Origin of the sequence: Catenulispora sp. GP43, from assembly GCF_041260665.1 — a bacterium.
In the GTDB taxonomy this organism is placed as follows: Bacteria; Actinomycetota; Actinomycetes; order Streptomycetales; family Catenulisporaceae; genus Catenulispora.
Map to the genome: position 1 here is coordinate 73380 of NZ_JBGCCT010000032.1, position 19145 is coordinate 92524.

Genomic DNA, 19145 nt, shown 5'->3' on the forward strand with positions numbered 1-19145 from the left:
CCTAGTTGTCCCGGTGGGTGACGAAGCGCGCCACGGCCAGGAACTCGGCGCGCACGTCGTCCGGGATGTCGGCGGTGGCCAGCCGGGCCTCGGCGGCGGCGATCCGGGCGTCGGCGGCGGACTCGGCCCAGGCCCGGCCGCCGGCCTCCTCGATCAGGGCCGCGGCCTGGACCAGCTGCGGTTCGGTCAGCGGCTCGGTCTGCGTGTACAGCAGGGCCAGCCGGGCCGAGGCCGGGGTGCCGGCGCCGAGCGCCGCGGTCACCGGCAGCGACTTCTTGCGTGAGCGCAGGTCGTTGAGCACCGGCTTGCCGGTCACCTCCGGCTCGCCCCAGATGCCGAGCAGGTCGTCGACCAGCTGGAAGGCCAGGCCCAGGTCCTCGCCGAACCCGGACAGCGCCAGGGCCAGCCGGTTCGGCGCCTCGGCCAGCACCGCGCCGATCGAGCAGGAGCAGGCGAACAGCGCCGCGGTCTTGTCCATCGACATCACCGTGCACTCGTCCAGCGAGACGTCGGTGCGGGTCTCGAAGCCCAGGTCGAGCGCCTGGCCGGCGATGAGTTTGCGGGTGGTGGCGGCTATGTGCCGGGCGGCCCGGTGCGCGCCGGTGGTGCCGCGGTCCAGCAGCACCTCCTCGGCCAGCGCCAGCAGCGCGTCGCCGGCCAGGATCGCGGCCGGGACGCCGAAGACGGTCCAGGCGGCCGGGCGGTGCCGGCGCATGCGGTCGTTGTCCATGACGTCGTCGTGCAGCAGGGAGAAGGCGTGCACGAACTCGACCGCGACCGCGGCCGGCACCACGCGCGCCATGTCGGCGCCGGCGGCCCGGCCGGACAGCAGCGCCATCGCCGGCCGCAGGGCCTTGCCGCCGGCCGGGCCCTTCGGCGCCGAGCCGTCGGCCTCGACCCAGCCGAAGTGGTACGCCGCGACCCGGCGCATCCGGGGGTCCAGCCGTTCGACGGCGGCGCGCATGGCCGCCTCGACCAGCTCGCGGCCGGCGGTCACGGCGTGCGGGACGACTGTCATCGGACGTTGCCTTTCTGCAGGTGGCGACGGCACAGGCGGGCGGCCGTCAGTCCGCTGCGCACCGCGCCCTCCATGGTGTCGGGCCAGCCCGTGGCGGTCCACGCGCCGGCGAGGAAGAGCCCTGGTACGGCGGTCTCGGCGGCCGGCCGCAGGGCCCCTGAGCCCGGCGTCTGGCGGAACGTGGCGTGCCGCTCGCGGGTGACGAAGAACTCCGCGACCCGCGCGCGCCGGGCCTGCGGCAGCGCCTCGGCCAGCGCCGGCAGGAACGCCTCCCGGATCTGCGCGACCGGCGCGTCGATCCACTGCCCGGCCGCGGACACGACGCTGCTCACGTACTGGCCCTGGCCGTGTCCGGGTTCGAGCCCAGCGGCGCCGGTGCGGTCGAAGACCCACTGCACCGGGGAGTCGACGACGGCGGCGAACGGGGAGTCCAGAACGGGGCGGTCGTAGAGCACGTGCACGTCGACGATCGGCGAGGACGCCAGGCCCGCCCAGCTCGCCCGGTCCGGGCACGCCGCCTCGGGCACCAGCGCGGCGGCGGCCGGATGCGGCACCGCGACGATCACCGCCTCGGCGTCCACCGGGAAGCCGTCCACGACCAGCCGGTTCCCGGAGACGACCTGCTCGACCTTGGTCTTCAGGTGCACGCCGCGCAGCGTCTTCTCGGCGGCGCGGCCGTGCAGCTCGCCCAGCGGGATGCGCGGGACGCCGATGTCGGCGGCGTCGGCCCGGCCGAGCAGCGCCTTCTGAATCACCATCGCCGACAGCCCGAGCGAGGCCTCGTCCACGCCGCAGTTCAGCGCCGCGGTGACGAACAGCTCCCACAGGTAGCGGCGGGTGCGGTCGCTCTGGCCGTGCCGGTCGAGCCAGTAGCCCAGGCTCATCGCGTCCACATGCGGGTCTGCCGGGTCGACCTTGCGCATCGCCAGAGAGGCCGAGGCGGCGCGCAGCCGCTCGGCCGGGGAGAGCAGGGAGTAGGTGGCCAGCGCCGGGAGCAGGTGCAGCGGGCCGGGCAGGCCGGTGCGCCGCAGGCGGGCCTCGGGGCGCTCGTCGGGGGTCAGGATCCGCAGGTCGAAGCGGTCCTGCAGGTCGATGCCGTGCGCGGTGCCCAGGCGCTGCAGCAGGCCGCGGTAGGCGGTGAAGGCGCGCAGCATCACATGCTGGCCGTTGTCCACGGTCAGGTCCGGGCCGCCGTCGGAGCCCGCGCGTTGGAAGGAGTGCGTGGCCCCGCCCAGGCGCGGACGGGCCTCGTACAGCTCCACGTCGATCCCGGACTCCTGGAGCGCGACGGCCGCCGCGATGCCGGCCAGGCCGCCGCCGACCACCGCCACGCTCACGGCGTCACCCCGGCCAGCGCGCGGGCCGCGACCACGCCCTTCTCCCAGGCCGGGAGCGACATGCGGGCGTTCAGGGCGCTGATCGGCTGCTCGGCGATGCGGATGAGCAGCCGGCGGTAGATCCCGGCCATGGCCGCGGTGCAGGCGGCGCTGCGCCGGTCCAGCAGCGGCAGCAGTTTCAGCCCGGTGTCGTACCAGCCGCGGGCGCTGGCCGCCTGGTCGCGGACCAGCGCGGCCAGGTCGGCCTCGTCGTCGACGAAGCGGTCGTGCTCGTCGATCTTCAGGGTGCAGCCGTGCCGGACCAGTTCGTCGGCCGGCAGGTAGACGCGGCCCATGAGGCCGTCCTCGCGGATGTCGCGCAGGATGTTGGTCAGCTGGAGCGCGACGCCGAGGGAGTCGGCGTAGCCGGAGGCCTCGTCCAGGCGGGCGGGATCGACGCCGTAGACGCCGAGCGAGAGCCGGCCGATGGAGCCCGCGACGCAGCGGCAGTAGAAGGTCAGCTCGTCGGCGGTGGCGTAGTCGGTGCCCCGGACGTCGGCCTCGCAGCCGTCGATGAGTTCGTCGAAGGCGGCCAGCGGGATCGGGTGCCGCTTCGCGGCGTCGGCCAGCGCGACCAGCACCGGGTCCTCGGGGTGCTCCTCGATGCGGTGCAGCTCCTGGCGCGCGGTGTCCAGCTGCGCCAGGCGCTCGCCGCGGGTCTGCGAGCCGTCGCCGATGTCGTCGACGCGCCGGGCGAAGGCGTAGACGGCGGACAGCGCCTGCCGCTTGGTGGTGGGCAGCAGGCGGATGCCGTACGCGAAGTTCCGGGCCCGGGAGCGGACCACCCGTTCGCAGTGCTCGTAGGCGGCTTGCGGGTCGATGCTCGCTCGGCTCACTTGGTCACGTCCCTTCCGAGGATCAGCAGGGCTTCGCCGAGCGTCCGCGCGCGGCCGGGGCGCAGGCGGGCGGCATGCACGTCGTAGGCGCCGCCGCGCAGCGCCGCCAGGGTGGCGCGGCCGCCGGCCAGGTAGCCGGCGACCGCGATCCGGGCCCAGCCGTCGAGCTTGCCGATCAGCGGGGCGCCGTCGTCCAGCAGCGCCGCGGCGCGCTCGGCGTTGCGGGCCACCACGCCGCGCAGCCTGGTCGGGGTGGTGGCGGCGCCCAGGTCGGCGTCGGTGCAGCCGAACAGCCGCAGGTCGTCGGCGGGCAGGTAGACCCGGCCGTCGGCGAAGTCCTCGGCGACGTCCTGGCAGTGCTCGATGACCTGCAGGGCGGTGCAGATGTGGTCGGACAGCGCGAGCCGCTCCGGGGACGCGGCGTCGAACACGTGCAGCACCAGGTGCCCGACCGGGTCCGCGGACAGCGCGCAGTACTCGACGAGCTGGTCCCAGGTGGCGTAGCGGTGGATCTCCTGGTCCTGGCGGTTGGCCTGGACCAGCTTGCGCAGCGGCGCCTCCGGGATCCCGTGCTCCCGGGCCACGGCGCCGATGGCGCGCAGCGCCGGCAGCTCCGGGGCGGTGCCGGCGAAGATCCGGTCGATGTCCCGGTCCACCAGGTCGAACAGCCGCCCGCGCTCGGCCGGCGGCGCCTCGTCGCCGATGTCGTCGATCAGGCGGGCGTACCGGTAGACCGCACCGAGCGCCACCCGGTGCCGGGCCGGGAGGATGCGCAGCGCCACCGGGAAGTTCTCGCGGATGGTCCGCTCGGGCGGCATGGCCGGATCGCCGGCGCCCGGACGCGTGGCACTCGCCGCCCGCGGACCGGGTCCGCTAGCGGAGTCGAGCCGGCTGGCCTTCAGCATCAGTGGAATCCCTTCGCCTCTCCAGCAACGCAATCAGCACTCGGCCCTCCCGTCCCCTTTTCCTGATCCATTCGAGGGTCCCCATCGGCTCGGCACGCGGAAGGGGGTTGATCCGGGCAGTCGCGCCGGGGTGTGATCGGCACCGGCGCGGGAAGATGCCGGGCATGCGTTCGGTGGCTGTCGCGGCGGCGGGCGCGGCGATCGGCGCGGCCGGGCTGGGCCTGGCGCACGTCGGGCCCGCCGCGAGCTGGCTGCCGCCGGTGCGCCGGCGCTTCTGGCCGGCGCTGGACGCCCGGGGGCGGGCCGACCACGTGGCGCTGACCTTCGACGACGGGCCGGACCCGGTCAGCACGCCGCGCTTCTGGGACCTGCTGGACGAGCTGGACGTGCGCGCGACGTTCTTCGTGCTGGGCTCGCGGGCGGCACGGCACCCCGAGGTGGTCGCCGAGACCGCGGCGCGCGGGCACGAGGTGGCGGTGCACGGCTGGACGCACCAGCCGCAGTGGCTGCCCAGCCCGCAGCGGGACGTGACCGAGCTGCGGCTGGCCCGGGACGTGGTGGAGCAGGCCTGCGGGGCGCGGCCGGTGTGGTTCCGGCCCCCGTTCGGGGTGCTGACCACGGGGTTGTGGCGGGCGGCGCGGCGGGCCGAGCTGCGGCCGGTGCTGTGGGGCGCGTGGGGCCGGGACTGGGAGGAGGACCGGTCGGCCGCCGAGGTGCGGCACACGGTGCTCGGCTCGGTGCGCGGGGGTACCACGGTGCTGCTGCACGACACGGCGCCGGACGGACGCGGGGAGGCTTGGCGGACGACGCTGGAGGCGCTGCCGGGGATCGTCGAGCGCTGCCGGGGCGCCGGGTGGAACGTGGGGACGCTCGCGGAGCACTTCTGAGGGTGATGGGGCGCCGCCCATGACTCTTCCGCAGCAGCCATCGCGCCGCCCCTCACGACAACCCCACGCTGTTCAGCGCCGCCCCGAAAGCCGTCTCCCACGGCGCCCGCACCGAGCCCGCCGAGGGCTTCGGCGTCTCCCGCTCCAGCGCCGCCAGTGCCGCGCGCACCACGTCCCGCGGCGCGGCGCCGGTGACGTCCGCGTACCCGAGCTCCAGCTCGTGCTGCAGGTTGTCGCGGCCGTGCCCGGGCACCACGTCCAGCAGCAACAGCCGCCGCCCGATGGCGCGCGCCTCGCTGCAGGTGTCGCCCGAGCTGGTGACCACCAGGTCGGCCGCCGCCATCAGCGCCGGCACCCGGTCGGAGTACCCCAGCGCCCGGACGCGCGGCTCGCGCCGCTGCACCTCTTGCAGCCGCGCTTCCAGCTCTTTGTTGCGTCCCGCGACCGCGAGCACGTGCACGCCCGCCCGACCGAGCGCGGCCGCCGCCTCGGCGACCGGGCCCAGGCCCCAGCTGCCGCTCATCAGCAGCACGCAGCGCGCGTCCGGCGGGATGCGGAACTCCTCGCGCGCTTCCTGCTTGCTCGGCGGTGAGTAGAACGGTGTCCGCAGCGGGGCCGGGGCGACCACGGTCCGGGCGCCGGGGCGGTAGCGGCGCACGCCCGCGGCGGCGGTCTCGGAGGTCACCAGGAACAGGTCGGTGCTGTCGTGCACCCACAGCCGGTGCGGGGTGACGTCGGTGCAGAACACCATGTGCGGCGGGACAGCGACGCCGTCGCGGTGCAGGGCGTCGACCGCACCGGCGGCCGTGGAGAACACCGACACCACCAGCCCGGTCGGGCGCCGGTCGAGCAGATCACGCACGCGCGGCGCCAGCCGGGAGACCGCGGCCTTCTCGGTGGAGCGGGCCAGGCGGGTGCCGGGGCGCAGCGCGGAGAAGTGGAACGCGTCGTACACCCCCGGCACCGCCAGCAGCCGCCGGAACACCGCCTCCCCCGCCGCGCCGGACCGGCGGCCGAGCAGAGCCATCGCGTCCACGGTCGCCGTGGTCCAGCCGCGGTCGTGCAGCGAGTCCGCGCAGGCTGCCGCCATCACGTCGTGCCCCTGGCCCAAGGACCCGGACAGCAGCAACGCGTGCGGCATCGCCTGCGGCCTCCCTCAGCGTGTCTCGGCCCGGTACCACTCGGCGTAGCGCCGCACACCCTCGGTGAACCCGGTGGTCGGCGACCAGCCCAGCAGCCGCTTGGCCTTGGCGTTGGAGATCCGTGTGCCGGCGTAGTCCGCGGCGCGCGCCGGGACGTGCTCGACGGTGATCGGGCCGAGCAGGCCGTCCACGGTGTCGGCGATGTCCCGGACCGAGATCGGGATGGTGCCCTCCAGCGCGATGGTCTCGTCCTCGGCGGTCGGGGACAGCGCGAGCACGTGCGCGGCGGCCAGGTCCCGGACGTAGACGTAGTTGCGGGTCTGGCGGCCCTCGCCGGCGATGGTGATCGGCTGCCCGGCCAGCGCCGCCTGCACGAACTTGGCCACGACCAGGGCGTCGCGCATGCGCGGGCCGTAGGGGATGCCGTAGCGCAGGATCGTGAAGTGCTGGCCGTACAGCTCGCGGTAGCTCTGCACGGCCATCTCCGCGGCGAGCTTGGTGGCGACGTAGAGGTGGCCGCTGCGCCGCAGGTCGAACGGGACGTCCTCGGTCAGTTCGGCCAGACCGGCGCCGCCGCCCTCGCCGTCGGTGTGCGCGGCCCCGTACACCCACACCGTGCTGGCCAGCACGAACCGGTTCATGCCGACGCGCCGGGCGGCCTCCAAGGTGGTGCCGGTGCCCTCGACGTTCAGCCGCAGAGCGCGGACCGGGTCGTCGGTGACCTGCCCGACGTCGGCGGCGGCGGCCAGGTGGAAGACCACCTCGCCGCCGTCCAGCGCCGTGGTCAGGCCGGCCAGGTCCAGGATGTCGGCCTGCCGGTACTCGGCGGCCGGGTTGAGCTTGCTGATCCGGCTGTCCACGACCACGACCTCGTGGCCGGCCTCGACGAGCGCGTCGACGACGTGCGAGCCGATGAAACCGCAGCCCCCGGTGACGACCGTGCGCATCTGTGGGCTCCTCTCAGCCGAACATCTCGCCGGACACTGTGCGCACGGCGGTGAGCACCTGGTCGACCTCGTCGTCGCGCATGTCGGAGTGCACCGGCAGGCAGACGTGCCGGGCGCAGACGTCCTCGGCGACCGGCAGCGAGCCGTTGGCGTACTTCATCAGCACCGGCTGCTTGTGCAGCGGCAGGTCGTAGACCTCGCCGGACAGGCGCACGGCGAAGCGGTCGGCGACCTCGGCCTTGAACCGCGCGCGGTCGGCGCCGGCGGGCAGCAGGAGGATGTACTTGTAGAAGTTGCTGACGCAGCCGGGCGGCTCGGTGAGCGGGGTGAGCGCGTCGATCCCGGACAGCGCCTCGGTGTAGCGCGCGGCGACGCCGCGGCGGTGCTTCACGAACTCCGGCAGGTGCTGGACGTGGACCGCGCCGGCCGCCGCGTTCAGCTCCGACAGCCGCCAGGACGCGCCGTCGCGGACGTGGTGGTTGGTGGTGAACGAGCCCTTGCCCTGGTCCCGGTACATCCGGGCCTCGTCGCGCACCTGCGGGTCGGCGGTGAGGATCATACCGCCCTCGGCGCTGGTGGTGACCTTGGTCGGGTAGAAGGAGAAGGCCCCGGCCAGCCCGAAGGTGCCGGCCATGCGGCCGTCGAGGCTGCACCCGTGAGCGTGCGCGGCGTCCTCGACCAGCGCGACGCCGCGCCGGCCGCACAGCGCGCGGATGGCGTCCACCTCCGGCGTGATCATGCCGCCGATGTGCACCAGCACCACGGCCTTGGTGGAGGGCGTGAGCACCGCCTCGACGGTCTGCGCGCTCAGCGCGAAGGTCGAGGCCTCGACGTCGGCGAACACCGGCCGGCCGCCCGCGTGCACCACGGCGGCGGCCGTGGCGTAGAAGGTGTTCGACGGCAGCACCACGTCGTGGTTGGCCACCCCGACCACCCGCAGGGCGATCTCCAGCGCCGCGGTCCCGGTCGCCACCGCGATCGCGTGCTGCGCGCGGTGCGCCGCCGCGAAGGCGGTCTCGAACCGCTCGGTCTGGGGGCCGAGCGTCAGCGCGCCGGTGGCCAGGCTCTCGGCCACCGCGGCGGCGACCGCCGCGCGGTCGTCGGCGTCGAACACGATGCGAGCCGCGGGTACTGTCACTGCCACTGCACACCTCCGGATAACGGGATGAAAGCCGCTTTCCCATGAAAGCGCCCGAGGGTGATGTCAGCGAGCCGAACGGTCAAATGGGGTAGGCCGCTGATGGAAAGCGGACAAGTGCTTCGCCGTTCCATCCTTTTGGGCTTCCGGTCGGTCTGAACCATTAGCCGGACACGACTCCGGCGCTTTGGCCGACGGGGTGGCGCATGTCTGAAGGAACGCAGGCGGCTGCGGGGGCGGTGGCCGATCGGGAGGCCCGGTGGAGCGGGAAGCAGGCTGATGGGCCTGGGCCTGATCAGGTCGCTCGGGCTGATCAGGTCGCTCGCGCTGATCAGGCCGATCGGCTCGGCCGGACACGGTGGGCGGCAGTCGCCGGTCCCGGCGGCACGCTGTTCCGGGCGGCGTGCGTCCTGCTCGGGGCGTGGGCGCTGTTCCAGAACTTCTTCAAGATCGGGGCCGCGCCGATCCTCGCCGACGAACCGGTCTACACGACCGCTGGCTGGCGCTACCTGCACGGGCAGGTCAGCTCGCCGGCCCCGTACTCGTCCCAGGTCGCGACGCCGGAGAACTTCGAACATCCGCCGCTGGCGAAGTACCTGTTCGGTCTGGCCCAGATGATCTCCGGGACGCCCCGGGACCTGACCGCCTCACGCTGCGTGAGCGCGACGGCCACGGTACTGGCGGCGGCGGTGGCGGGGATCTGGCTGACACGACTGGCCGGCCGCTGGCCCGGACTGCTCGCCGCCGGGCTGCTCGCGCTGCTGCCGCAGCCGGCCGGCGGATCGGACGGCCGGTTCGCGCGGTTCGCGATGCTGGACCCGCTGGCCACGCTGTTCATGGTGCTGTCGGTGGTCCTGGCCTGGGAGTGGTCCCGACACAGCGGCCGGCGTGCCTGGGTCCTGGCGGTCTGGACCGGCGGCGCGGTCGCGCTGGCGGCGGGGGCGAAGGAGAACGGCTGGCTCGGGGCGGTCGGCCCGGTCGCGCTGATCCTGGTGTCCGCGGCCCGCAGCCGCCGAGGGCCGCTGATCCGCGCGCGGCTCGTACAGACGGCCGCGGCCGTCGTGGTCGCCGTCGCCGGCTTCGCGGCGCTCTACCTTCCGATCAGCGACCCGGTCAGCGCGATCAGGTATCTCGTCGGCTTCCAGACCACCCATTCCTCGGACGGCCACCTGGTCGGGTTCGCGGGACGGGTCACCGCACGGCCGCCGTGGTGGGCGAACCTGTGGTTCGCGGGGCACGGCTACGGCTCGGTGCTGACCGGCTTCATCGTGGCCGCGGCGCTGTGCGCGGTGGTGCTGCGCCGGGACCTGCTCGTCGGCTGGTGCGCGGCCTCGCTGGCGGTCCCGTTCGTGTTCCACTGCTTCATCGCCCACGTCGCGCTGAGTTTCTACTGGGTCATGTGGACGCCGATGGTTCTGGTGCTCGCGTCGTTGGGCGCGTGCGAGGTCGTGCGCCGGGCGGCGCTGGTCGCGACGAGGTGGCGGGTGCCTTTCGCCGCGGCCACCGCCCTGGCCGTATTGGTCGTGTTGGTCGTGCCGGTGGTGGAAAGCGTCGAGGATTCCGTTGCCACCGCTCAGATCCATCCTGTCGGGCCGGAGGCTCTGCCCGCGCTGATGGCCGAGCACCACCTGTCCGGGCCGATCGTGAGCACGGGGGTCGCCGGGTGGGAGTACTCGTATTACCTGCCGTCGGTGACGGTCTCGGGCCGCGCGGGCGTATCAGGGCACGCCGACACGATCGTCGTCGCCAAGCCGCAGTGCCGTGATGTCCTCGACCCGACGGTGCGCGCGCTGGCCGCCGTCAACGAGGCCGCGGGCAGCGTCCGGCAGATCTACAGCGACGCGACGATGACCGTCTACGCCGTGGTCGGCGCCCTCGACGCCCCGACCCCGGAGCAGATCGCCGACCAGCCGCCGAGCCTGGCCACCGACGGCTGCTGAATGCCACACGAAGGACGACTCAGGACACGAAGTCGAGAAGGTCGGCGTTCAGCTGCCGGCGATGCGACAGGTGCAGCATGTGCGAACCGTTCCGGTAGACCACGAGCTTGCTGTCAGGGATCAGCTCCGCGGTCCGGCGCCCACAGGTCTCCAGAGGCGCGAACGCGTCGCTGTCGCCGTGCAGCACCAGCGCCGGGAGGCGGATCGCGGCGGCTTCGGCCCGGAAATCGGCTGCCAGGTTGACCGCGGTGCAGTCCACGGCCGCCTTGAGGGACACCCCCATCCAGTCCTGGATCGTCCGGTCCTTCTCGATCTGCGGTATCGGCTCGCTTCCGAAGGAGAAGGCCGCGTTCTCCTCGACCCACTGCCCGTACCCGGCGCGGAACCGTTCCAGCAGCGCGGCGCCCTCGGCGGGTTCGACGCCGAGGTACGGCACCGTTGACCCCACCAGCGCGATGCGCGATATCCGCTCCTCGCCGTGCCGGCTCAGGTAGCGCACGACCTCGCCGCCGCCCATCGAGTGCCCGACGAGGGCGACGTCGGCCAGGCCGAGGGTGTCGAGCACGGCGGCCAGGTCGTCGGCGAGGGTGTCGAAGTCGTAGCCGGTGCCCGGGTCGTCGGAGCGCCCGTGGCCTCGGCGGTCGTAGGCGATCGCGCGGTAGCCATGCTCGGCGAGGTGGTGCATCTGGTACTGCCACATGTCGCTGTTCATCAGCATGCTGTGGACGAAGACGACCGGCCGGCCGGTCCCCCAGTCCCGGTAGAACAGCTGCGTCCCGTCCGTTGTGCGCAGGTTCGGCATATGACTCACTCCTTCGTCGGCGGCTTCGTCCGTCATCGACGACGATGGGCGGTCCCGCCGCCGCAGGGTCAAGTCCGGTAACGCGCTGAACCCTCCTGTCACAGGAGGTCCGCCGAGCGGTCGGCTTCGGGATCATTATCGACGACTTGACCGTTTTTTGACTGACTAGGGACAAGAATCATGGGTTCGTCCCTTGTTATCTCAAGCGCCGGGTGCATCAATGGACAACGGTCCGATCGCTGACTGACCGTCAGATTTCGCACGCCAGACGCGGGACTCCGAGCCGGCCCGCAGTCGCGTCGGCGGCTCCCCGACGCGCAGCGCGTCCACCGCGCGGCGGCCAGCGAAACGGCTTACCGATCCCCCGCTTCCCGGAAAGGATTCACCATGCACATCGGCAAAATCAGCCTCGGCACCGCCCTCGTCGCCGGCATGGCCGTCACCGGAGCGCTCGTCCTCGCCCCGGCAGCCAGCGCCGTCACCCCCGGCAGCGCCACCCTGTCGTTCAACTGCGGGGCGTTCGGCTCCGGCACGGCGACCATCACCGCCTCCCAGAGCGGCACGACCGCCACCTTCAACCTGTCCACCTCGGCGATCACCAGCCCGATCAACATCGGCGCGAACTCGGTCTCCTCCACCCTCACCATGAGCAACACGTCCGGGACCAGGACGTTCACCGGCAGCTCCAACCCGGCCATCACCGCCGGCAAGCCGATCTCGACCGGCCCGCTGACCGGCACCGTCGCCGCCGGCGACAGCCTGTCGGCGAAGTCGCTGAAGGTCGTGGTCTTCGGCATCACCGCGAACTGCTCGGCCACCTCGGCGCAGAGCCCGGGTCCGTTCAAGTTCTGATCACAGCTCAAGTCCTGATCACGGCGCCGTTCTGATCACGCGCCACAACACCGCGCGGGACGTGGAGCTCCACGTCCCGCGCGCCTGAGCGCCCGCGCTTCACGCAACCTCGGCGGGCGTCCCGGCCCCGCTGGTCTCGGCCGCGGCGACCGCACCCTCGCCCTTGTGCGGAGCGCGGATCGCGGCGAACACGGCGCCGGCGAGCAGGACGACGATCGCGGTGAGGAAGGCCGCGTGGGCGGCGTCGACGAACGAGCTCTGCGCGGAGTCCAGCAGGTGCCGGCCCTTGGGGCCGTACTGCGCGAGCCGGCCGGAGGCGTTCTTCACGAAGGCGATCGAGGACTGCGCCCCGGTCGCGGCCCGCGGCGGCAGCCCGGTGGTCGCGGCGGCGACGTGCGAACGGTAGGTGGCGCTCAGGGTGCTGCCGAGGACCGCGATGCCCAGCGCGCTGCCGAGTTCGCGGGACAGGTCGTTCATCGCCGAGCCCACTCCCTGCTTGGCGGCCGGGAGCGAGGAGACGATCGCGGTGGTCGCGGGCGTGCCGGCCAGGCCCATGCCCGCGCCGAACAGCGCCAGCCCGACGGCCAGGTGCCAGTAGACGAGGTGCGTGCCCAGGGTGGTCATCACGGCCAGGCCCGAAGCGCTGAGGACCAGCCCCAGCGGCAGCACCCGGTTCGCACCGAGGCGGGCGGCGGCCTTCGGCGCGTTGCGGGCGGTGGGGACCAGGAACATCGGCAGCGGGAGCAGGGCGATCGCGGCGCGGAACGGGGAGAGGTTCGCGACGTACTGCAGGTACTGCAGGATGATGAAGAACAGGCCGAAGCTGCCGAAGAACTGGATGGTGATCACGCCGGAGCCGGCGCCGAATCCCTTGAGGCGGAACAGGCGCACGTCCAGCAGCGGCTCCGCGCGGCGCAGCTCCCAGCCGACGAAGGCGGCCAGCGCCAGCGCCCCGACGACGAACCCGGCGACGGTCAGCGTGTCGCCCCAGCCGCGGTCCGGGCCCTCGACGATGCCGAACACGATGCCCACGGCCGCCAGCAGCGAGAGAAGTCCGCCGAGCGGGTCCAACCGCGGGGCGTCGGCGTCGCGCGAGGTCGGGATGACCAGCAGCGTGCCGATCAGGGCGACGACGGCCAGCACCACGTTGAGGGCGAAGAACGAGTTCCAGGCGAAGAACTCCAGCAGCGTGCCGGAGGCCAGCAGCCCCAGCACCGCGCCGCCGCCGGCCACGCCGACCCACACCCCGACCGCCCGGCCGCGCTCGGCCGGCGGGAAGGAGGTCGTGATGATCGACAACGTGGTCGGCATGACGGCGGCCGCGCCCAGGCCCATCACCCCACGCAGCGCGATCAGCGTCCCCGGCGAGGACACGAACAACGCGGCCGCCGCGGCGGCGCCGAAGACGGTCAGCCCGGCGACCAGCGTGCCCTTGCGGCCGTAGCGGTCGCCGACCGCCCCGGCCGGAAGCAGGAAGCCGACGAAGACCAGGGTGTAGGCGTCGACGATCCAGATGACCTGGGTCTGCGAGGCACCGGTGGCCGCGGACAGGTCGGGCAGCGCGACGTTCAGTCCGCTGACCGCCGAGACGACCATCATCAGCGCCAGCGCGACGACGGCCAGCACGAGGGTGCGGCGTCCTTTGGTGAGCTCGGAAGTCATGGGGTCCTCGCAGGAGTGGAGTGGAGCCCGGACAGGTATTCTGTACGTACAGAATTCTGCACCCATAGAATTCTGCACGTCAAGAATTTTGGGAGGACCCGTGGTGGAGACAGGTGCACCGAGCACGAAGCGCGGCCGCCGCACCGACGGCGGCCAGGCGAAGGAGGCGATCCAGGAGGCGGCCCGCCGGCTGTTCGCCGACCATGGCTTCGACCGCACCTCGGTCCGCCAGGTGGCGCTGGCCGCGGGCGTCGACCCGATGCTGGTGACGCACTACTTCAAGACGAAGGCCGGCCTGTTCGCGGCGGTCGTGCAACCCCCGGTGGAGCCGCAGGCCGCGATCGACTTCGCCCTCGCGGACGGTCCCGAACACGTCGGTGAGCGCCTGGCACGCTTCGTCATGCGGACCCTGGAGGCCCCGGAGAGCCAGAAGTGGATCGTGGCGATGGTCCGCGCGGCGACGGCCGAGCCCGAGATCGCCGCGGTGGTACGGGAGCGCATGGCGGAACCGATGGTGATCCCGCTGGCCCGCGCGGCCGGCGGCGACGACCCGGAGTACCGCGCGATGCTGGTGATCACGCAGCTGCTGGGCCTGGCGATGGGACGGTACATCTTGAAGGTCGAGCCGCTGGCGTCGCGGCCGGCGGCGGATCTGGCCGCCGATCTGGCGGAGACTTTTCAGCGGTATCTGACCGGGCCGCTGAGCGGTGCGCCGGGGGCGGGTGGGGCGTAGGCGGGGGCCGGGGCGGTGGCTTGGGGGCGTAGCTAGGAGTCGCGCCGCACCGACGCAGGATGCGGACGTCCCGCGACCAGGTCCCAGAAGCCCGCGTACGTGGCGCCGTCGATCGGCTCCATCTCGCGGGCAACCTCGACCATCAGCCCCTTCCACAGAAAGGAATTCGGCAGTCCGTCGAAGACGACAAGCACATCTCCGGATTCTTCGACCTCCGTGTGGGGGAGGTCCGCGAATTCGGCATCCATGTCCACATGATGGACGTCGAGCTTCTTGCGGAGCCACAGTCCCAGTGCACTGCGAATGGCGTCGGCGATGGCAGGATCGCCGGCCGGTACCCGGTAGCGGATCGCCACTGAGAACGTGCCGTCGTCCCGGCGCTGCGGAAAGAGCGGCCTGGGTTTCTCTTCCATCATCCCTCCGAAGAGGAGACCAGCTCGAAGGTCGCCATGCTGTTGAGACCTTCCCAATCTGAGACCGTGTATGCCCCGGGCAGCTCGGGGACCTCCTGCAGGATGCCGCTGCGGATCCCGGCTTCGATTCCTCCTTGCAGGCGGATGCCGACGACGCCGGTGCTTTCCGAAAGAGATGGATTCACCGTGGCGAATATCTCGGCATCCGATTTGTTCGTCGTGGTCCAGAACACATCGCCACCGCCCTTAAGCCGCGCAGCCTGCTGATCCAGTCCGTTGTCCACAATGCTCTGGGCACTGTCCAGATCGGTGCCGTGGTAGAGGTCTGGTGCGCTGCCGTCGCCTTCGCCGCATTGCAGCCCGAGCGGGTCCGTCCAGGTCAGCGGGTTGGGGACGTACGCGTGGTCGTTCGGCGCGGGAGCCAGGCCGAGCGGGTCGGGCGTGAGGTAGGCGCCGGTCTCCGGGCTGTAGTAGCGATGCAGGTTGTAGTGCAGGCCCGTCTCCGGGTCGTGGTACTGGCCGGGGAAGCGCAGCGGGCAGTCGAGGTCGTCTTCGGTGGCGGTCGCGGTGGTCCGGCCCCAGACGGTCGTGGTGGTGTGCCAGGCGACGCGGCCGTCGGGGGTGACCAGCTCGGTGGGGGTTCCGACGAGGTCGGTGACGATGGCGTGGAAGGCCTCGTCGACGTCCTCCTGATCGGCCGCCGCCACGGCTGTCGTCCGGCGGCGCTGGGCCGCGGGCCGGTAGGTGCCGGGGTCGTAGTCCCAGGTCAGGATGACGACGCTGCCGTCGGGCCGGGACGTGTGCTCCTCGGCCAGGCGGGGGCCGTCCCAGACGAACACGGTGTGCTCGCCGGCGTCCTCGCCGTCGGCCACGCGATGCTTGCCGATGCGGCGGCCGGCCGGATCGTAGGCGTAGCGCCAGGTACCGTCGTCCGGCGTGTCGGCCTGGACCAGGCGGTCCTCGCTGTCCCAGGTGTAGCGCCACGTTCTGCGGCGGCCGTCGAGTGTGCGGCGGGTGGTGCGGACGACCCGGCCGGCGCTGTCGTATTCGTGGTGGGTCCGGCCGGCGCGCCGGATCAGGGTTCTGGTGGCGGGGGCCTGCTGGGCCCGCTCGGCCCGCTCGGCGTGCTCTGGGTCGGCATCAGCGGTGCTCAGGTTCCCGAACGCGTCATAGGCGTACGTCTCGTTCCAGTCCCGGCCGGTGACGCCGGTCGGACGGCCTGCGAGGTCGGACGCGATGCGCCGCGTCCCGCGCAGACTGTCCTGGATCTCCTCCGGAACCCCGTCGGGCCGCCAAGCCCAAGAGCGGTCGAACACGGAGGAGTCCCCGGTGCCGAGCCGTTGCGCGGTCAAGCGCCCGGCCTGGTCGTAGCCGCGCGTCAGCCACGTCTCGGGGCCGAGAAGCCGTCGATCCTCTCGGCCCGCGGCATCGAAGGCGAAGGCCAGGTGGTGGGCGCCGGCGGTCAGTTCGGCCGGACGCCCCGCGGCATCGAAGCGCCACACCGACTCGGCACCGGAGGCTGTGGTCCGGCCGACGCGGCGGCCGGCCGGGTCGTAGCGGTAGGACGAGGAGCGGCCGTCGACCGTCTCGGCCACGACCCGGCCCAGGACGTCCCGCTCGAAGGCCAGGCTGGTGCCCATCCCGGTCGCCGACGCCAGGCGTCCCGCCTCGTCGTAGCAGTACTCGTACTCGCCCTCCGCCGAGGTGCGGGTCAGGACCCGGCCCGAGGCGTCACGCCGGAAGCCGATCCGCTGCCCGGTCCCGGTGGTGCGCGCGGTGAGGCGGCCCGCGGCGTCGTACTCGTAGCCGAGCCGGCGGCCGGTGAAATCGGTCTCGCCGGTCAGCCGGCCCGCCGGATCGTAGGCGTAGTCCCAGCCGGCCCCGGCGGGATTGATGACCCGCAGCAGCCGCTGCTCGCTGTCGTAGGCGAAGGTGTGCCGGACGCCGTCCGGCCCGGTCCGCGCCACGAGCGTGTCCAGCGGCCCCGGTTCGAAGACGGTGGTGGCGCCGATCGGGTTCGTGACCTTCAGCAGCCGCCCGTCGGCGTCGTGCTCCCAGCGGGTGGTCGCGCCGTCGGGACCAGTCCGGGAGAGCAGTCGGCCCTCGGTGCTCCAGTCCAGCACGGTGACCGCGCCCGAGCCGTCGGCCATCCGCGTCACCCGGCCCGAAGCATCCCGCGTCGCGGTGACCACGCAGCCGACCGGATCCGTCACCTGGATCGGCAGCCCCGCGTCATCGGTGGTGTAGCGCGTGGCGGCGCCCAACGGATCCACCACAGCCGCCAGGGCGCCGCGCGCGTCGTATTCGATGGTCGTCGTGGCACCAGACGGGTCGGTCGCCGAGACCAGGTTCCCCGCGTCGTCATAGCCGCGGCGCCAGTCGGCACCGTCCATGCCGACCGCGTGGACGACGCGGTGGAAGCCGTCGTACTCCAGGACGGTGACGGCTCCGTCGGGCATCGTGATGCGCCGCGCGTCCCCGGCCGCGTCACGCTCGAACGTCGTCGTGCCGCCGAGGGCATCGGTGCGGGACAGGATCCTGCCGTAGGCGTCGTAGGCGACGGTCGTGGTGTTGCCGAGGGGATCGGTTTCGGAAGTGATGTGGCCGTTCTCGTCATAGCAGTACGTGCGGACGTCGCCGAGGGAGTCCGTCACCGCCGTCGTACGGTTCGCCGGGTCGTAGGCGAAGGATCCGGCCAGCAACTCCCCCTCGCCGCGCACGACCCGGCCGAGACGGTCGTAGACGTACTCGTAGCGGAAGCCGGAGCGGTCCTGCCAGGCGGTGATCCGGTCGGTGTCGTCCCACGCGTAGGTGAAGGGCAGGCCGGAGGAGTTGACGACTTCGGTCAGGCGGCCGCGGTGGTCGTAGTGGAATTCTTTGGCGGCGGCGCCGCGCAGGGCACTGATACGGGGGCCGGCCGGCGTGGCGATGGTGTCGATGTCGACGCGGTAGCCAGGGTGTTCCACGGTGGTGGGGGTGCCGTGTTCGTCACGCAGGATCCTGATGCGGTTGCCGTTGCGGTCGGTGATCGCGGTCAGGTCGCGGATCTGGCCGACTTCGGCGGTGTAGTGCACGGTGTCGAAGTGGCGGGTGTGGCCTGTCGACGGGTCGGTGATCCGGATCTCGTCGGTGTCCCGGTCCCATGCCAGGGGCCAGCGGGCGCCGCGCGCGGGCAGGGCCTGTTCGCCGTCGGCCGGGATCGGATAGTCCAGGCGCTGGGCGTCGTCGCCGGCGAAGTGGATGCCCGAGTCGTTGACCGACAGCCGCTGGTCCAGGGTGGAGGACCAGCCGGGACCGAACAGCCGGCCGGTGGTGTAGCCGGAGGCATAGGCACGACGCAGCACCAGCGGCAGCACACCCGGCAACGCGACGTCGGTGGCCCCGGTGAGCATCCAGCCGGACACCACGTCCACCGGATCGCGCTCGCAGCTCGCGGGCTCCTTGCCCTCCGCGGTGCGGGCGTCCTCGCCGACGGAGTTCTCCGCGTCGTCCTCGAACGCGTCGGTGCCGTCCATCTCGGGACCGAGGGCGTCGGCCCCGCCTTCGAGGGCGCCGGCTTCGCCCTCGGCGTCCTCGGCGGCCGAGCCGAGGAAGCGGCCGCCGACGAAGGTCAGGGCCAGCATTCCGGCGCCGAGCAGCGCGTCGCCCCAGTGGCCCTGCATGGCGTCGCCGAGCGTGGCCATGGCGGTGCCGGCCAGCGCGATGAGGTTGTCGGCCTCGGCCAGCGCGGCGGTGACCACGTCCACACCGGGGATCCAGGACGTCGCCAGCGCGAGGATGTCCAGGACCGGGGCCAGCTCGCCGGCGATCTTCCCGATCTCCCCGCCCCACGTGGACAGGTCCTCGCCGACGTGATCCCACCACGACTTGTTGTGGATGCCGTCGGATTGCGCGTGGTGCAGGGCGCTGGCACAGGCTTTGGCGGCGGCGATGCGGTCGTTGTAGGCGTCGTCGGCCTGCTTGGCCAGCGCCGCCATCTTGGCTTTGGCGTTGTTCAGATTCGTCTGCGCCGTGTCGTGCGCGGTCTGCGCGTCGGTGACGGCTTTCGGGTCGGGGGATGCGGCCTGGTTCTTCTGCACCGTCTTCAAATCGGAAGCGGCGTTTGTGGCGTTGGTCGTGGCACGCTGCAGATCGGAATTCGCATCCTGCGCTTGGCGCAAAGCCGTGTCGGCTTTGGTCTGCGCGGCCTGGAGCAACGGCGCATAAGCCGACAGCGCGTCGGAGGCCTCGCTGTAGGACGTGTACAGCTTCTGCAGACGGCCGGGCAGCGGGCCATATTTGCCCTTGAAGGCCTCAGCGGTCTGGCCTATCCACTGCATCGCGGCCGTGTCGGAACCGAAGCTGTTCAAACTCCGGTATGCCGACTCGACATCATGAGCGAAATCCCCGAATTCCTTCGCCAGCGCCTGGACCGACTCCACCACGCCCGGAGTCGGGTCCCCGTCCAGACCCAGGATGTCCCAGCCGGTCGGACGCGCCATAGCAAAGCCTCCC

The 19145-nt window shown here is 72.5% G+C and carries 15 protein-coding genes; 4 read left to right on the top strand and 11 right to left on the bottom strand.

The features are described 5' to 3' along the window. Position 1: 1 nt before the first annotated feature. The 4 genes from ABH926_RS42875 to hpnC are packed head-to-tail and all read right to left on the bottom strand — an operon-like array spanning position 2 to position 4135. Positions 2-1018 (bottom strand): polyprenyl synthetase family protein, encoded by a 1017-nt coding sequence (locus ABH926_RS42875; RefSeq protein WP_370372316.1) that lies wholly within the window; start codon positions 1016-1018, stop codon positions 2-4. Continuing rightward, positions 1015-2355 carry a hydroxysqualene dehydroxylase HpnE gene (hpnE, locus tag ABH926_RS42880; RefSeq protein ID WP_370372318.1) on the bottom strand — a complete coding sequence of 447 codons (1341 nt, stop codon included), beginning with the start codon at positions 2353-2355 and terminating at the stop codon, positions 1015-1017. Before hpnE ends, ABH926_RS42875 begins: the two co-directional genes overlap by 4 nt. Further along, positions 2352-3215 carry a presqualene diphosphate synthase HpnD gene (gene hpnD / locus ABH926_RS42885; RefSeq protein ID WP_370372388.1) on the bottom strand — a complete coding sequence of 288 codons (864 nt, stop codon included), beginning with the start codon at positions 3213-3215 and terminating at the stop codon, positions 2352-2354. The genes hpnE and hpnD overlap by 4 nt, the downstream gene beginning before the upstream one ends. Positions 3216-3226: 11 nt before the next feature. Further along, positions 3227-4135: a squalene synthase HpnC gene (hpnC, locus tag ABH926_RS42890; RefSeq protein ID WP_370372319.1), complete on the bottom strand. Its 909-nt coding sequence runs from the start codon at positions 4133-4135 to the stop codon at positions 3227-3229. A 164-nt stretch (positions 4136-4299) separates the two neighbouring features. Between hpnC and ABH926_RS42895 the strand changes: the two genes are divergently transcribed. Then, a complete protein-coding gene (locus ABH926_RS42895) occupies positions 4300-5022 on the top strand; it encodes a polysaccharide deacetylase family protein (RefSeq protein WP_370372321.1) in 723 nt (240 codons plus the stop codon). Positions 5023-5074: 52 nt separating this feature from the next. On the opposite strand, the gene ABH926_RS42900 is transcribed toward ABH926_RS42895, so the two are convergent. The 3 genes from ABH926_RS42900 to ABH926_RS42910 are packed head-to-tail and all read right to left on the bottom strand — an operon-like array spanning position 5075 to position 8249. After that, positions 5075-6163, bottom strand: coding sequence for a glycosyltransferase (locus ABH926_RS42900; RefSeq protein ID WP_370372323.1), 1089 nt, complete (start codon positions 6161-6163; stop codon positions 5075-5077). A gap of 15 nt (positions 6164-6178) precedes the next feature. After that, positions 6179-7111, bottom strand: a complete 933-nt coding sequence (locus ABH926_RS42905; RefSeq protein WP_370372325.1) for an NAD-dependent epimerase/dehydratase family protein — start codon at positions 7109-7111, stop codon at positions 6179-6181. Positions 7112-7124: 13 nt separating this feature from the next. Then, positions 7125-8249, bottom strand: coding sequence for a DegT/DnrJ/EryC1/StrS family aminotransferase (locus ABH926_RS42910; RefSeq protein ID WP_370372326.1), 1125 nt, complete (start codon positions 8247-8249; stop codon positions 7125-7127). Between the two features lie 206 nt (positions 8250-8455). Here ABH926_RS42910 and ABH926_RS42915 point away from each other — a divergent pair, with 206 nt between their 5' ends. After that, positions 8456-10189: a phospholipid carrier-dependent glycosyltransferase gene (locus ABH926_RS42915; protein ID WP_370372328.1), complete on the top strand. Its 1734-nt coding sequence runs from the start codon at positions 8456-8458 to the stop codon at positions 10187-10189. 19 nt (positions 10190-10208) lie between these two features. Here ABH926_RS42915 and ABH926_RS42920 read toward each other — a convergent pair whose 3' ends face one another. After that, complete coding sequence (locus ABH926_RS42920) at positions 10209-10991, bottom strand: alpha/beta fold hydrolase (protein ID WP_370372330.1); 783 nt, start codon at positions 10989-10991, stop codon at positions 10209-10211. Positions 10992-11378: 387 nt separating this feature from the next. Here ABH926_RS42920 and ABH926_RS42925 point away from each other — a divergent pair, with 387 nt between their 5' ends. Beyond that, positions 11379-11843, top strand: coding sequence for a hypothetical protein (locus ABH926_RS42925; RefSeq protein WP_370372331.1), 465 nt, complete (start codon positions 11379-11381; stop codon positions 11841-11843). Positions 11844-11942: 99 nt separating this feature from the next. Here the strand turns inward: ABH926_RS42925 and ABH926_RS42930 are convergent, their stop codons facing one another. Beyond that, positions 11943-13505, bottom strand: a complete 1563-nt coding sequence (locus ABH926_RS42930) for an MFS transporter (protein WP_370372333.1) — start codon at positions 13503-13505, stop codon at positions 11943-11945. A gap of 100 nt (positions 13506-13605) precedes the next feature. Here ABH926_RS42930 and ABH926_RS42935 point away from each other — a divergent pair, with 100 nt between their 5' ends. Next, complete coding sequence (locus ABH926_RS42935; protein WP_370372334.1) at positions 13606-14238, top strand: TetR family transcriptional regulator; 633 nt, start codon at positions 13606-13608, stop codon at positions 14236-14238. A gap of 32 nt (positions 14239-14270) precedes the next feature. Here ABH926_RS42935 and ABH926_RS42940 read toward each other — a convergent pair whose 3' ends face one another. Both ABH926_RS42940 and ABH926_RS42945 read right to left on the bottom strand, forming a co-directional pair. After that, on the bottom strand, positions 14271-14654 hold the full coding sequence (locus ABH926_RS42940; protein ID WP_370372336.1) for a hypothetical protein: 384 nt from the start codon (positions 14652-14654) through the stop codon (positions 14271-14273). Continuing rightward, positions 14651-19132, bottom strand: a complete 4482-nt coding sequence (locus tag ABH926_RS42945) for an RHS repeat-associated core domain-containing protein (protein WP_370372338.1) — start codon at positions 19130-19132, stop codon at positions 14651-14653. Before ABH926_RS42945 ends, ABH926_RS42940 begins: the two co-directional genes overlap by 4 nt. Positions 19133-19145: the final 13 nt, after the last annotated feature.

Bases quoted from the DNA above. Each gene is read 5' to 3' on its own strand.
- hpnC (WP_370372319.1), bottom strand. From the start codon at position 4,135: ATGCTGAAGGCCAGCCGGCTCGACTCCGCTAGCGGACCCGGTCCGCGG.
- ABH926_RS42905 (WP_370372325.1), bottom strand. From the start codon at position 7,111: ATGCGCACGGTCGTCACCGGGGGCTGCGGTTTCATCGGCTCGCACGTC.
- ABH926_RS42900 (WP_370372323.1), bottom strand. From the start codon at position 6,163: ATGCCGCACGCGTTGCTGCTGTCCGGGTCCTTGGGCCAGGGGCACGAC.
- ABH926_RS42945 (WP_370372338.1), bottom strand. From the start codon at position 19,132: ATGGCGCGTCCGACCGGCTGGGACATCCTGGGTCTGGACGGGGACCCG.
- ABH926_RS42915 (WP_370372328.1), top strand. From the start codon at position 8,456: ATGTCTGAAGGAACGCAGGCGGCTGCGGGGGCGGTGGCCGATCGGGAG.
- ABH926_RS42925 (WP_370372331.1), top strand. From the start codon at position 11,379: ATGCACATCGGCAAAATCAGCCTCGGCACCGCCCTCGTCGCCGGCATG.
- ABH926_RS42875 (WP_370372316.1), bottom strand. From the start codon at position 1,018: ATGACAGTCGTCCCGCACGCCGTGACCGCCGGCCGCGAGCTGGTCGAG.
- ABH926_RS42940 (WP_370372336.1), bottom strand. From the start codon at position 14,654: ATGATGGAAGAGAAACCCAGGCCGCTCTTTCCGCAGCGCCGGGACGAC.
- ABH926_RS42930 (WP_370372333.1), bottom strand. From the start codon at position 13,505: ATGACTTCCGAGCTCACCAAAGGACGCCGCACCCTCGTGCTGGCCGTC.
- ABH926_RS42920 (WP_370372330.1), bottom strand. From the start codon at position 10,991: ATGCCGAACCTGCGCACAACGGACGGGACGCAGCTGTTCTACCGGGAC.
- ABH926_RS42895 (WP_370372321.1), top strand. From the start codon at position 4,300: ATGCGTTCGGTGGCTGTCGCGGCGGCGGGCGCGGCGATCGGCGCGGCC.